The 13,227-nt window shown below is 65.1% G+C and carries 12 protein-coding genes; 1 reads left to right on the top strand and 11 read right to left on the bottom strand.

The genetic code is table 11. From position 1 onward, the window contains the following. Positions 1–3: 3 nt before the first annotated feature. The 11 genes from CJ179_RS49645 to CJ179_RS49695 all read right to left on the bottom strand — a co-directional run bounded on the left by CJ179_RS49645 (position 4) and on the right by CJ179_RS49695 (position 11,645). Positions 4–1,995, bottom strand: coding sequence for a cutinase family protein (locus tag CJ179_RS49645; protein ID WP_095866410.1), 1,992 nt, complete (start codon positions 1,993–1,995; stop codon positions 4–6). A 179-nt stretch (positions 1,996–2,174) separates the two neighbouring features. Continuing rightward, entirely contained in the window at positions 2,175–2,972 is a 798-nt protein-coding gene (locus tag CJ179_RS49650) for a hypothetical protein (protein ID WP_095866411.1), read from the bottom strand. Next, positions 2,972–4,852, bottom strand: coding sequence for a hypothetical protein (locus CJ179_RS49655; RefSeq protein WP_257016426.1), 1,881 nt, complete (start codon positions 4,850–4,852; stop codon positions 2,972–2,974). Before CJ179_RS49655 ends, CJ179_RS49650 begins: the two co-directional genes overlap by 1 nt. Beyond that, a complete protein-coding gene (locus CJ179_RS49660) occupies positions 4,852–6,072 on the bottom strand; it encodes a DUF2637 domain-containing protein (RefSeq protein ID WP_054247828.1) in 1,221 nt (406 codons plus the stop codon). The genes CJ179_RS49655 and CJ179_RS49660 overlap by 1 nt, the downstream gene beginning before the upstream one ends. A gap of 196 nt (positions 6,073–6,268) precedes the next feature. Beyond that, a complete protein-coding gene (locus CJ179_RS49665; RefSeq protein WP_054247827.1) occupies positions 6,269–6,505 on the bottom strand; it encodes a hypothetical protein in 237 nt (78 codons plus the stop codon). A gap of 209 nt (positions 6,506–6,714) precedes the next feature. Beyond that, positions 6,715–7,503 (bottom strand): ParA family protein, encoded by a 789-nt coding sequence (locus tag CJ179_RS49670; RefSeq protein WP_054247826.1) that lies wholly within the window; start codon positions 7,501–7,503, stop codon positions 6,715–6,717. Positions 7,504–7,976: 473 nt separating this feature from the next. Then, complete coding sequence (locus CJ179_RS49675) at positions 7,977–8,576, bottom strand: hypothetical protein (protein WP_095866413.1); 600 nt, start codon at positions 8,574–8,576, stop codon at positions 7,977–7,979. 271 nt (positions 8,577–8,847) lie between these two features. Next, positions 8,848–10,119, bottom strand: a complete 1,272-nt coding sequence (locus CJ179_RS49680; protein WP_143549088.1) for a hypothetical protein — start codon at positions 10,117–10,119, stop codon at positions 8,848–8,850. A 361-nt stretch (positions 10,120–10,480) separates the two neighbouring features. Further along, complete coding sequence (locus CJ179_RS49685; RefSeq protein WP_257016427.1) at positions 10,481–10,918, bottom strand: hypothetical protein; 438 nt, start codon at positions 10,916–10,918, stop codon at positions 10,481–10,483. Continuing rightward, positions 10,873–11,358, bottom strand: a complete 486-nt coding sequence (locus tag CJ179_RS49690) for a hypothetical protein (protein WP_095866415.1) — start codon at positions 11,356–11,358, stop codon at positions 10,873–10,875. Before CJ179_RS49690 ends, CJ179_RS49685 begins: the two co-directional genes overlap by 46 nt. Further along, positions 11,355–11,645, bottom strand: coding sequence for a hypothetical protein (locus CJ179_RS49695; protein WP_095866437.1), 291 nt, complete (start codon positions 11,643–11,645; stop codon positions 11,355–11,357). Before CJ179_RS49695 ends, CJ179_RS49690 begins: the two co-directional genes overlap by 4 nt. A gap of 950 nt (positions 11,646–12,595) precedes the next feature. Between CJ179_RS49695 and CJ179_RS49705 the strand changes: the two genes are divergently transcribed. Further along, complete coding sequence (locus tag CJ179_RS49705) at positions 12,596–13,036, top strand: helix-turn-helix transcriptional regulator (protein ID WP_063886898.1); 441 nt, start codon at positions 12,596–12,598, stop codon at positions 13,034–13,036. Positions 13,037–13,227 lie beyond the last annotated feature (191 nt).

Below are 13,227 nucleotides of genomic sequence, written 5' to 3' on the forward strand. Positions count from 1 at the left end.
AGGTCACGCGGCCCGGCCTATTTGCAGGTTGAGCCAGTCGGACAGCCACTTGATGGCGCTGCGGCCGGCGTTGTCGACGACGAGGTTTCCGTAGTCGGTGTGTGCACCGGAGGCGAAGAAGCTCGCGGCGTTCAGTCCTTCTCCGACCAGGGCGGCGAGGTCGTCTGCGCCCTGGGAACTGGCCATCGTGGTCAACGATCCGGTCAGGCCGGGCAGGTCGACGTTCTGAGCTTGGGTGGTGATCGCATTGGAGGCAGTGTTCGACTGTTTGCCCAGGAGTGCCACGTCGGTCTTGGTGGCTTTCCCGCTGAGCATGTTCACCGCCACGGAGGCGAGGTCGAGACCGACCGGCAGCAGTCCGGTCATCGCCGCTCCGGCACCGAGTGGGTCCGGTATCTGCCCAGGGGGCGGGAGCAGCTTTTCGACGGCCGCCCAGGCGATTTCCTGGATCTGTCCGACCAGGTTGGCAAGCCGGACGATGTCGACGTTCCCCAGGATCGAGGTCACCAGTGCGGCGATCTGCGTGTACCCGGTCGGATCGGGAATGACAGAGAGGATCTGGGAGACCCACCGCAGGTCGACACCCGCGGCCAGCCGGACCAACGGCGAGAAAAGGTTGTTCAGCTCCCCCGCGATCTGGTGTGCCCCGCGCGCGTCGAGGGCGGCGACCTTCTGCGGGAGCAGGGTCAGGTTGCGGAGGATGGCGGGGAGGTCGAGGGCGGTCACGTTCGTCACCACATTGAGCGCCTGGCCGACGACGACGCTCGGTTTGAGCACCGACAGCACACTCGATGCGGACGAGAGCGCGTCGGCGGGCGTGGCGGCCAGCGGTGCGACCTGGGTGCTCAGTGTCCCGGCCGCGGTCGACAATGCGGTCGCGTCCGGCGAGGCGGACGGCAGGGTGGTGGTCCCCGATTGCACCAGCGACGACGCGGTGTCCGCGAGTTTCGCCGCGGTGGTCAGTGCGCTCGACAGATCTGCTTGCGAGGCGGCGCCAAGGACCTGGCCGGCGGCGTGCTCAGCCGTGCCGGGCGCTGCGGTGGTCAATTGGGTGGTGGCTGCAGAGTTCGCGGCGCCGCTCGCAATCAGATCGGCCACCGGTGTGAGCGTGTTCATCAACGAGGTGGCGGACTTCGCGACCTGGGCGACGTCGATCGTGCTCGCGCTGCTCTGCTGCGCCAACGACGTGGTGTTCGCGCCGATCCCGGGTAGGTCAGCCTTGGAGAAGTCCGAGGTCAATGCGGTAGCAACGGTCGAATTTCCGCCTGCCGCGGCAGCATCGGTACCGGTGCTCGGTGACTTGCTCAGGATGGAGCCGAGCGATCCGAGCAGGGGGTTCGAGCCCTTCTGGATCGAGCAATACAGGTCCTTGCCGGAGTAGCAGATGGACGCGACGCGTCCGGAGAGTTTGCCCATCCCCTGCGGGCGCGGGTCGGCAATGCCGGTCCCGGTCGAGCGCGGACCGACGACAGCGGCGCCTTTGGTGCCGGCACCTGGGTCGGCCAACAGTCCGACTGCGAGTACTCGTTCGGGTGGGACGGGGCCGTTGCCGTTGCCGATGGCGGAGGCCAGATCACCGGCCGCGTCCGCGCCCTGGGAATAGCCGGTGATCGTGAACTTCGTTCGCGCGCACCTGCTTGCCTCATCGGATAGCACGCTGTCTGCCCTTGCGCGTGCGTCGGACTTGCTGTCGGCGTAGGTGTGGCCATTGTCGAACGCGCGGGCCATGTACGGGAGGGTGTAGACCTCGGCCCGGGCCCCCTGGGTGGTCTTGATGGCGTCGGCGATCGGTTTGAGCATGCCCACCGGCACCGAGGGGTCCGCGGTCTCGTTGGTTTCCCAGGTTCCGGGGATGAACAGGTTGTATGTGGCGGCGCACCCCGCCGGGTCTGCGTGTGCGATAGCAGGGGCGGTCAGCGCTGCCGTTCCGGTGGCGACCGTCGCGGTCACCGCAGCGGCGAGTACGCGGCGAGCGGTCGGACGTGTGGCAGGCATCGATACCTCATCTACCCGGCGGACAAGTGGTGGTGCACCCGTCGGTAGGCAGTACCGCTTGTCCCAGCCGGCCATGCCCACGTCGAGGTGAGGGGCACAGTGTCGTGAGTTGGCGCGGAAATCTCCAGCAGCCCTGTGGATAACTCAGTTTGCCCAGCCTGGGAGGCCGCGGCTGGATGTTAGATCCAGTCGATGTGGACGGAGTCGATGTGGTCGAAGTGGAATCCGAACTGGTCGCTGTACTTGTCGAAGCCCTTGTTCTCGGGGTAGTCGAGAGTGGCGTGCCGCTCCAGCAGTGCAACGACGCGGGCGTGATCGTCGTTTGCCAACGCGGCGGCAAGTTCGCGGGACTCTTCACTGGTGAAGGGTGTGTCGGAGTTCTCGAAATCCAGGGTGCGGACTCGGTAGTCGTATCCCTCGTCGGCTCCGTTGCGGACCATGACGCCGCCCTTGACGCGGATGACCGCCTTCTTCGGTGTTCCGTCCGGGCGCAGTACGCCGGCGCGCTTCATGATGTCCTCGGCCTTGACGTTCTTGAGTTTCTTGCTGGCGTCAGCGCGCAACTCGTTCGTTTCCCCGGATCGGTATCGGGAGACGGCGGAGCGGGACCGGCCGATCTTGGCAGCCACCGCGTCGATGCCCCCGAGGCGTTCGATCGCGGCGCGGCGTTGGGCTCGCTCGACGACATCCGGGTGGGGGATGCGGCCTTGTTGCGCCCACCGGCGCAACGTGCGGTCCGACGGCGGTGTGCGGCCTGCATCGATCGCGGCCTGCCGCAGGCCCTCGTTGCCGAGCTCTTTGCGCAGTTGTTTCACCGAGACCTTGCTGGTCAGTCCTGCCAGTCCCCCACTTTTGACCTGCTTCGACTTCTCCACACCGCTGGTCGCGGCGTTGGCGACGGAAACCTTGAGTCCGTCGAGGCCGACCGCCTCCTGCGCGGGCTTCTTGGTGCGCGGCTTCGGAAGATGCAGGGCCATCAGAGCACCCCCTCCCCTTCGTCCTCGTCGGCGAATGCCGCCTTGATCGCCAGATTCACATCGTGCACATCCTCGGCCGAAGCGAGGTCAGACAGGAGCGTGTCGATGAGGACCATGTCCTTCTCCACTGACATCTTCCCCAGCGCCTCGCTCGGGTCGGCGATGTCCTCACCGTCGGCGAGGAGGTATACCCAGGAGTCGGTGACGGTGCGGACCGGCCAGCGGCCGTGTTCGCGGGCGATCCGCATTGCCACGCGGCGGCCGCGCCACCGGCAGTGCGCGATGATCGCCGCGCGCCAGAGCGGCTGGTGGTGGTGTTGCATCTGCTTGGCAGTCCACATGTCCGGGTTGACCATCCGCCCGATGTGGCCCTTGTAGCAGGAGCCGATGAATCGTTTCGTCGCTTCGTCGTCGGTGTCCACCGCGGTCTTGCGGGCCTCGCGCAGGATTTTCGCCCACTTGTCCAGCGTCCGGCCCTGCTGTGGGTAGACCCAGGACTCGGTGATGTCGAGGTCGTCGAGGTCGGCTCCGATCCCCCCATCCGCGACCGGTTCCCGCAGGGCGTCGAGGCTGACCGAGGTGACCCACGTCTGCACCGGTTGGTCCGCGAGCATGTGCGGGTGCGGCAACGGGAGTTTCTCGGGCAGTGACAGTGTTTGCCCGGGCGGCAGGGTGATCCGCCACAGGCCGAACGGGGCACCCTTGTCCCTCACCGCCGCAGCGGCCGCCGCCCCGCCGGTCAGGAGTTGGGGTTGCCCGTAGCCGAATTCGAACATGCCGGCCGAGGCCAGGTAGGCGGCCCGTTGGTCGATGGACACCAACCGGCTCGTGCCGTCCACATCCTGCGTGTCGGGTACTCGGGTCCAGCCGACCGCGGGTTCGAGGTCGCCGCGCGGGGGCCCGTCGAGCGGTGGTACCGGGCCGGCGGTTGCCACCACGATGCCTTTGCCTGAGCGGGTGCGTTCGCGCTTGATCTTGTCGAGGATCGCGGCGCCGGTGCGGGCCGGGGTCGGTCCCGGGAGCACGCCGAGGTGTTTCGCGGACCAGGCCAGCCGGCGCCCCAGTTCACGTGCGGCCGGCAGGTCGTCGTCCGGGAGATACGTTCCGGCGGTGGGTGAGCCGAGGATGCCCATCTCGCCGACCCGGTTGTTCCAGCCGAAGTCCTTGTTCCAGTAGGTCCACACGTATGGCTCGATCACAACATCGACCATCGAGGTGAACTTGCCGATGCTGCGGGACAGGTGCACCACGTGCCCCGGATCGCCACGCAACTCCCACCCAGCGTTCAGCATCGGGGTGAGGGTGGCCTGCAGGACGGCGGTCAGATCGGAGGCGGCGCGGGTACGCAGCGCCTCCATGTCGTCGAAGTCGTCTTCGCTGCCCGGATCGATCACCCACCCCAATGCCTCGCACGCGCCGTGGTTGACGATCCACACCTGCGGAGGGGCACCCAGCGGTGTCAGGGAGGCCCAGCGAATCAGTTTGTCGAGTTTCTCGACCGAATCGACCGGACCGGTCAGCTCCCGTCCGGACGGCGTGTACGTCCCGTCGGCGGTCACGATCAACGCATGCCCATCCGCTTCCTCCCCCACCGGCAACGACTCCCACACCGGCGTCGGCGTTGCGACCGACTCGGCTGCATCGTCGGCAACACCAGCGTCCGTTGCGTCCTCCTCCGACGTTGCTTCATCGCCGACTCCCTGCCGTGCAACGTCGGCTCCTGTTGCGTCCGCAACGGGTGAGTGTTGCACCGCAACGTCCGATTCGGTGGTCGTTGTTGCCGCTCCGGGGTCCGTCGACACCTCCCCCTCGACCGCCTCGCCGGCGGTCAGGTCAAAGAGCGCGAACTGATCGTCGCCGCCCTTGCCCGGGCGGGACATCAGCGTGCCCCCACCAACGCGTATTGCAGGTCCGGTGTTGCCGCATTGCGGTTATCGGTTGCGTCGTCGACCTCGGGCAGCGGCGGGGTCCGGAATCCGGCCTCCACGGCGCGTTGCGCGACCTTGTCGAAGCGGCGCATTGCGGTGGAGGCCGCCTTGGCCCGGGTAATCCCCGCGATTTCCGCGTAGCTGAGGTTCTCGGTGATCCGCAGCCGGGCGGTGTCCTTGACGACGGGCTCGAAATCATCGCAGGAGTCGATGAAGTCGAGGAGGTTCTCGATGGTCTGCTCCTCGTCCGGCAACACGTAGATCTCCTGGGAGTCCTCGTCCAGCGCATTGCGGTCCTCGTCCAGCGCGTTGCGGGCAACGCCCCGCTCCCCCAGGTCCGCAACCTCGGCAACACTGTCAGCGTCCGCAACGACCGGTTCCGGGGCCGCCGCAACGGCAGGCTCCACTGCGGCCGCAACGGTGGTCTGGTCCTCGAACACCAGCTCCGCGGCGGCGACGGCCGACGTCGCTCGCGGCGCCGAGTCGGCGGCCTCGGCAATCGGCGCGGTGGCAACGGCCGATACCGGCGCAACGTCGTGGGCGCGCGCAACAGACTCCGTCTGATGGCGCATCGGGGCGGGATCGTGGACGGTCTCGGCCTCGGCGTTGTGCTCGGGGGTGTGGTCGACGGTCGCGGGCGCCGCCGATGCGGCGTTCACGACCGCGGAGTACTCGCTGTGGGCGGTGCCGATGGCGCGGATGAGGATGCCCACGCCATGGGTGAACGCCAAAACCAGCAGCGGCGGGATGATCGCAATGAGCGAGGCCCCGGTCGGTGTCAGCGGGGTGTAGCCCAGTTCGATACCGGCTGCAACGTTGCGTGCAGCGGCTTCTCCGGCGCGGTGTGCGTGGTAGGCGTTGCCGAAGACGCTGATGAAGACCACGACTACGGCGAGCCAAAGGAAGAACCGCTTCCCCGCCGCGCTGCCGCTGATCTTGCTGAGCGCAACGACGGAGATCGTTGCGCCGAAGATTGCGCCGTCGACGATGGCTGGGAAGATCCAGGTGAGGTATTGCGGGATCCCGGCCTGCAATGCGAGGTCCCTTTGCACGGCGAAGGACAGGACGAACGCGCCGGCGGTGATGCCCACCGCAATGAGGATCGCAATGACCAGGGCCGCGATCAGGGCGCGGAGCTGGATTCGTGCGGCCTTGAGATTAAGGTCATTCATAGATCGGGGTTTCCTTCCACGGGGTCCCGGTCGATGAGGCCCCGCCGGCTAGGCCCCGGCGGGGTCTCTCTCGTTGCGGCCGTTGCGGCCGTTGCTACGCAATGCTGTTTGTGCTGGCAGGTGCCATTTTCGCTTCTGCGCAACGTTGCGCCATATAGCCCATATAGCCCATATAGCGAATTCCTGCCCATAGGGGTTATATGGCGATCTCGTCGGCGGGTGCGGGGAAGGGCTCGCCGTTGTTGTACTGGGTTTCGAGCTTGGTGCAGAGTTGGTCGATCGCGGTGCGGATGAACACCTGCTGGCTCTTGATCCCGGTTCGGGGGCGGGTGTGTTCGAGTGCGGCGACCATGCGGTCCTTCAGTTCTTCTTCCAGCGACAGCAGGATGTCGGTGGTTTGAGCCTTGCGCTTCTTCTCCGAAGTCGGTTTCACCGGCGCCGATGCGGCCTTGCGTTGCCGCGGCGTTGCAGGCGATGTTGCAGGCGATGTTGCGGAGCGAGCGGCTGTTGCGGGTGCGGCAGACGGCGTTGCGGCGGCCTCTGGTTCAACAGTTTCGGGCGTTGCAGTCGTCTTTGCCGCTGCCTGAGCGAACGTGTTGCGCGAGCGAGGGGCGGGTCGGGAGGGTTGGGGAATTGCGCTCATCAGAGGGCCACCTTCTCCAGGATCTCGATGAAGTTCTTATGCAGGTTGCGGGACCAGACCGGCTGGCTTGGATGCTCATCGAATCCCATACCAACGTTGGTTAGCTTGGAGATATCCGCCTTCTGCGGGATCGGGTCGCCAAGCAGGGCGATACCGTCCTCAGCTGCGTACTCCTTGAGGTAGGCGACGATCTCCGCGTGATCGTTGCGGCGGCCATCAATCTTGTTGATGACTATCCCTGCGATCGGGAGGACTTTGTTCATGTACTCAGCCAGGTCTTCGAGAGCCTCGCGTATTGAATCGAGGCCGTCGACTGCATCCGATTCCGGCTGTACGACGATCAGAACGTTGTCGGCGGCGTACAGGGCACTCCGGGACACGAGGTCAATTGCCGGGCGGCAATCAATCAGGATGTGCTCATAGTCGCTGGAGACCGGCTTGAGAGCGCGGGCAAAGGACATCTCTCCCCCGGGCTTGGTGCCGAGCTGATCTGAGACGGCCTGCAGCTCAGCGAACCCCGACGGCAGTACATGAATCGCTTCGCGCCGCGCCGCGACGATCGCATCGCGAGCCGGCAGATCCGTCTGACGGTCGAGAACATCTGCGAGCGAGTTCGGCGCTGGCTCGGATGTCGTGTAGCCAGTCAGGTGCTTCGTGGAGTTGCCCTGCATGTCCGCGTCGACCAGCAGTACCGTTCGACCGATTCCGGCTGCGGCATGCGAGAGCCCGTTGGCGACCGCCGTTTTTCCGACACCGCCCTTGAGGTTCGCGATCGCAGTGATCGTCATGTCCCTCCCCTCTCCTATTCCCATATGGGAGCTTATATAAGCTTATATTAGCTTATAACTAGTACCCATACATTCGGTTTGCTTCAGTTATCTAGTCAGATCGTATGTAGCGCAAGGGCATATAACCTGCAGTGACATGCGGTTATCTAAGGAAATCTCAGATCACTTCTGCTACCCGAATCTCACATAGCAGCAGCTGACCTAGGGTGCTCTTTGCTCATCAGAGATCCTCTGACGTTGCGGAGCACCAGGTCAGATACCGCTCCAGAAGCCGCCCGGAGCCATGCAGGGGTCATACTTCGCGCAGAAATTCTCCCCAGGCCGTGTCGTTCCAGGCGCAGGTTTCGCAGGGGAGGAGAGCGAGAAACGTATTGCCCGGGTCCAGCAACTTTCACGACTTCCCGGTATCCAGGAACTCAGCATGTCCTTCTTCGACTGTTTCCCATGGAAACGGGCCGGCCTACAAACGGATCTCAGCGTCGGACGGAGACATTCCCGCGGGAGGGCCCCTGGACGGTGACACCGCGCTGAGTGGTCGCCCGAGCGTTGTCCCTGAGAACGAGGTGCGCGTCGCCGCTGGCATGGACTACCGCATCGCCCTCCGCGTAGACCACCGCGCTGTCGTAGGCGCAGACGAAGGTGTTGTCCGTCGCGTTGATCTGAGTGTTGTCGCAGGCGTTGATGCCGGCATGGTTGCGTGCGATCACGATGCAGTGGTCGAACGCGTCGACGACGGTGTTGGTGTATGCGTAGAGCCGCACCCGGCCCGTGATCTGGAGGCGGGCGGCGTCCGTGGCGACGATGTGCGCGGTCTCCGGGAGCGGGGTGTCGAGGTGGATGCGGACCAGAGAAGTACCGATGATGCGGATGGTCCACTCGTTCGTCTTGGCTTTGGCGAACGTGCAGTCGTCGAGTTCGATCTCGCTGCCGGCGGTGTCGACGACGACGGTGGTGGCCCCGGTGCGTAGCCGTTCGCGGACCGAGTCGGAGTTCCTGCTGACCTGCTCCGTTCGTTGCTGGCGAGCGGGGGAGCGGCGCCGTTTGGCTAGCGTCTTCGTCTGGCTCGTCGACACGTGGGGCTCCGTCCTCGAAGTAGGTGCGGGGTGAACGCGGTCGTCTCCGGCACCTTATGCCGAATCTTCCGTGTCGGCGGGGACCCGCGGAGTGACGCTCTCCGTGCCGTTTCCGGAAGCCGCGGTCGCGGCTACGTCGAACAGGCGGCGCTTGAGGCCGGCCTTCCCCGAGGACCCCTTGGTGCCAGTGCATTGAACACACGACGGCTTGGTGGTGGTGGCGGTGATCATTCGTGGATCCCTCCGGGGCGTGTGGTGCTCGCGGCGGTGATCATTCGTGGATCCCTCCGGGGCGTGTGGTGCTCGCGGCGGTGGCAAGAGTGCGCCAATTCGCTCGCATCGCCGCGCGGTGTTCGGCACTTGCCGCCCGGGATCGGGCCTCCGCACCCTCGGTAGCGCGTGCTGCCTGCTCAGCGCGTCGCTGGGCGTCGATTCCGGCTCGTTGCTGGCTCGGGGAGGGGCCGGTGAAATCGATGCGTGAGAGCCGCATGTGGGCGTATCGGACGGGGTTTTGGACCGAGTAGCCGCCGGTGTTCCAGCTCTTCGCGTCCGGCCAGGTCCACCCACGGTTTTGGGTGTCGCGGGTGAGGGCGTCGGCGATGTCGCGGCCGGTCCAGCGGGTGGTGTCGATGCCGGTGCGTACGAGCACGTCGATGAGCTGGCCGATGTGACCATCCGGCGTCAGTGCGGGGGCGAGACGGGCGAGTTGGGCGGCCGCGCGTTGGGTGTGCAGGGGCCGGTGCGTGTTGGTGGTAATTGCTCCTGCGTGCGTCGCGCGCTTGGTGAGTTCTCTCTTACGAGAGAACTTCTCAAGAACTGGAGAACCAAGAGATAGGGTGTCACGCCCGCTGAGCTGTGGATTGGCCGCTTCGGCTTTGCGGCCTGCAGCCTGCTGGCGTTGGCGGCGCTGTTGATGTGTCTGCGCCCGGTGCACTGAGCGTGCGGGGGAGCGCCGCTGAGCGGCCACTGGTCGAGGAGCGGCCTCGATGATCCATCGGGGGCTCGACAGGGCCCACACGCTCGCAGCTCCGCGCTGGTGGCCGCCGTGATGCAACTCGGCGGCCATGAATTCACGGCTCTGCAGTTGGCGACCGCGGACGACCTCGTAGCCCATACCCAGGTCACGGAGCACGCGCCGTGCACGTTGGACCACCGATTCGGATACCCCTGCCGCCCGTTCGATCGTGGCCACCGCAGCAGTGATGTCCCGTCCGGTGGTGGAGTCGGCGAATCGTGCGTGGGCGGCCGCGACCGCGACTATCGTTTCAACGCCGATGCGGCGCTGTTTGACCGCGGCTCGGCCGGTCTCGGTGTTGGTTACCGCGTGGCGAAGCTGCCGCAGCCACGCACCCTTACCCGACCACACCGGGATATCCCGGTACGCGCCGTCAGCGACGGGTAGTGCCCACGAGCTGCCACGCTGACGACTCGCACGGTTGAACTGTTCGAGTTCGCTGACGTTGCGGTGCGCTGCGTCAACGAGTGCTGCCCACTCCGGATCGGGAGCAGGATCGACTGCATGCACCGGAGTGTCAGACGACACGCCGAGCGTCGATGATCGACTTAGCAATGCTGATTCAGGGTATGGGTTACCCTGGACCGTACCTGTCACAGGTAAGCCCTTCGGGGAACGCAGTACGAGTTTCGAAAGCTCTAACTTTCGACACTCACCTCAGAGAGAACGTGACGGTCCCGCCAAGGCCATCACCCTCCTGGTGAGAAGGACCTGCCAAAGTCCTTCTCGACGAATCCCGCGGAAGCGGTTCCTGATCCGAAACCACCCCCACCAGGGGGTCTTCTTGTTTCTGAGGGTCTGCTCTTTTGATTTAGCTATCGAGGACGTTCGCTAGTCACTCAGTCACACGGAGCACTTCCTTCTCTTTGGACACAAGTCGGTAACCATCTCACCACGGGCCCCCCTCGAGACTGTGGAGGCTCGCGCGTGCTGAATCTGGAATCAGACCCCGCTCTCGGACGGCCTCAAATGGCTGCTGATGCGCCGTTACCGCGAGCATGAGTTGGGCCACAGAAGCGACCTCCCGGATCTGCTCGACGGAGGCCGTTTCGGGATCTGCCGCGACCAGGTCGACGATGTCGACAAGGGAATCCCACGCACCCGCGCTGAAGATCGGCCGCTCGGCCGAGAGCAGCAGGGGACCGTGGTTGGTGAGGAGTTGATCTGCGTTGAGCACGGTCGCCGTATCTGTTTCTTTGGCGACCTTTCGAGCACAGATCGTTTCCCGCATCGGAATCAGTTCCCACTCGTGCCCATGGCGGTCGGTGGCGGTGAAGTTTGTCATGCGGCTGCCCCCCTCGTTGAGCTGTAGAAACGGGTATTCCACGCCTCGATTGCCGCTGAGATTCGGTTCTCGGCGATCTCTGTCGGTTGAACGGTGAGGTGCGCCCAGAAGGCGCTGGTTACTGTCTCGGTGCCACTGAAGTTGCCGCTGGCCAAGTAGTCATGGGCGTCGATCGCGGAGTTTGCTACCGCGGCCCAGGGGAAATCGGACGGCGCGCGATCGAGTTTGATCGCCGCGAGCTGCTCGAATGCGTTCCAGCGCGCCGAGATCGAGTCGACCGAGCCGATCGGTGTGGCGCGGCAGAGGGAGGCGACAGTCTGCGCCTCTGCCTGCGAGAACCCGGGGACGGTGATGAGACCCCACTGCGGGTGGGCGTAGAGGTCGGCGAACCAATTCCACCGAATGGCTGAGGGGCCCTCGGTGGCAGGGGACTCCAGCTGGCCAGTGGCCATGTAGTAGACGCGATCGACGAGCGATGTCATGCCGCCGCCCCCCGGTTGGCCTCACGCTGACCTTCGCTCCGGTTGTAGTAGGCGCGCAGGTCACGGCGAGTCAGGATGGCTCCGCCGTCGTGGCGGTACGCAACTGCCGCCCAGATCATCGACTGCGGGGGACTTCCCGCGTTGGTCAACTCCGCGACCTCTCTCCGGCAGGCGGCAAGTCGCGGGCACCGGAGGCATTCAGCTTGCGCGTCGAGGCCGGCGCGGTAGGAACCTGCATCCAGGTCCCAGGATTCTGGGTCGATCGAGCAGGGCGTGGGGGCGGTCATGCTGCGACTCCTGCCCGCGTCGTGTCCCATCGGCTTCGAGAACCCGAGGCCACTGCTTCGTACCGGGCCAAGAGGTGGTGCTCGATCCGGTTTCCACGCAGGTCGTAGGCATCGCCGGCGACGATCATCCCGCGCGGCGGCTCACCTTGTTCGATTGTCCGGAGGATCTCGGTGCGGCATTGGGCGAGGAGCGGGCACTGCTTGCACGCGTCAATTACGCGCCGCAGCTGGGCTGCGCTCTGTCCCTCGATCTCCCATGCCTGCGCTCGGCCGGAGCAGAGTGCCGAATCTTGGGCCTCAGGTCGAATCGGTGTGACGCCGCGGCTTTCGAGTTCCCTCCGAATAGCGCGGAGTGCTGGGCAGTCCTCGCATCCGGCGGTGTAGGTGAATCCGCAGCGCAGGCACCGACCGGCAGAGGTTGGGCGGTGTTGAAGTGATGAGGCCAGCAGATCGCTGGTCGAGAAGTTCGAAAACTGAGTTCCGCGGGTGCCCGTCTTCGCATCGCGCTGCGTCAGCTCACGTAGTGCTGCCGCGGCCTCTGGGCACAGCGGTTTGATGATGGTCGGCTCATAGCCACATCCGGTGCAGCGTCCGTCCATTGTCGAGTGCAGGGACGTGATGCGTACCAGGTCAGCCGCACTTGCGGTTGCCAACGATCGGGTTGCGGATAGGTGCTTCTTGGGACGCTCTATTAGAGCGCCAGCTAACGTGTTCATTGCAGAGGTTCCAATCTGCTATGACCGGCTAGGGGTTGCAGCCCCGCTCCGGTCGAGGCCCCCTGATCGTTGGTAGCGATCGGGGGGTTTCTTGTTGTGTGGGGGAAGTCAGGTGCTCATCCCCCTTGGGATTCTAATATAGTCTTACACATTAACGCTCTTATCTATCGTACTTTTTTGTGACAACAGTCCTGGAGGTCGGGCAGCATGGCTCGTTATGCGAGGTTGCCCAGGATGAGCCGGCGAACACTGGATGGGTTCGTGCCTTCCCGGCTCTCCCAGGCCCGTATCGACAAACACTTGGCGCAGGGCGAACTCGCCCTGCGTGCCGATGTGAGCACGGCCACGATCTCGGCATGGGAAGTGGGTCGATCGACCCCTCAGGTCGATCGATTGATGAGGGTCGTGGAGATCCTCGGACTGCGAATGGACGAGGTGATAGATGTCCCCGTCGAGGAACGCAAGCTCGGCACGCTGCGCGAGCTGACTGGCCGAACCCAAGCGCAGCTCGCCGGGATCATCGGCGTGTCGACATCCCTCCTCGCCGCTCTCGAACGCGGACACGCCAAGCTCGGCGATGCTGTCGCTGAACGGCTTGCAGGCGAACTCGGAGTGTCCGTCACCGAGATTCGAGCGGCGTACGAGCGTGGGCGCGCCCGGCCGCCACTCGACTGAGGATTGTGCAGTCGGGCGCAGGGCTGCTGGGGAAGTGCTGCTGAGGCGTAACGATCGGCCGGCGAAGGACGATTTCTGCGTCGACACCCCGAGGTTCCACTTCTTCGCAACGCTGAGCGCTGAGAGAAGTAGCTCGGTTGCTCGAATCGACATAACCCACCCCCGGGACCGGTGTGGCGCAAGAAGATATA

This window comes from Rhodococcus sp. ACS1 (assembly GCF_002300155.1).
Lineage (GTDB): Bacteria > Actinomycetota > Actinomycetes > Mycobacteriales > Mycobacteriaceae > Rhodococcus_F > Rhodococcus_F koreensis.

Bases quoted from the DNA above. Each gene is read 5' to 3' on its own strand.
- CJ179_RS49670 (WP_054247826.1), bottom strand. From the start codon at position 7,503: ATGACGATCACTGCGATCGCGAACCTCAAGGGCGGTGTCGGAAAAACG.
- CJ179_RS49690 (WP_095866415.1), bottom strand. From the start codon at position 11,358: ATGACATCGCTCGTCGATCGCGTCTACTACATGGCCACTGGCCAGCTG.
- CJ179_RS49650 (WP_095866411.1), bottom strand. From the start codon at position 2,972: ATGGCCCTGCATCTTCCGAAGCCGCGCACCAAGAAGCCCGCGCAGGAG.
- CJ179_RS49655 (WP_257016426.1), bottom strand. From the start codon at position 4,852: ATGTCCCGCCCGGGCAAGGGCGGCGACGATCAGTTCGCGCTCTTTGAC.
- CJ179_RS49695 (WP_095866437.1), bottom strand. From the start codon at position 11,645: ATGACCGCCCCCACGCCCTGCTCGATCGACCCAGAATCCTGGGACCTG.
- CJ179_RS49660 (WP_054247828.1), bottom strand. From the start codon at position 6,072: ATGAATGACCTTAATCTCAAGGCCGCACGAATCCAGCTCCGCGCCCTG.
- CJ179_RS49705 (WP_063886898.1), top strand. From the start codon at position 12,596: ATGAGCCGGCGAACACTGGATGGGTTCGTGCCTTCCCGGCTCTCCCAG.
- CJ179_RS49645 (WP_095866410.1), bottom strand. From the start codon at position 1,995: ATGCCTGCCACACGTCCGACCGCTCGCCGCGTACTCGCCGCTGCGGTG.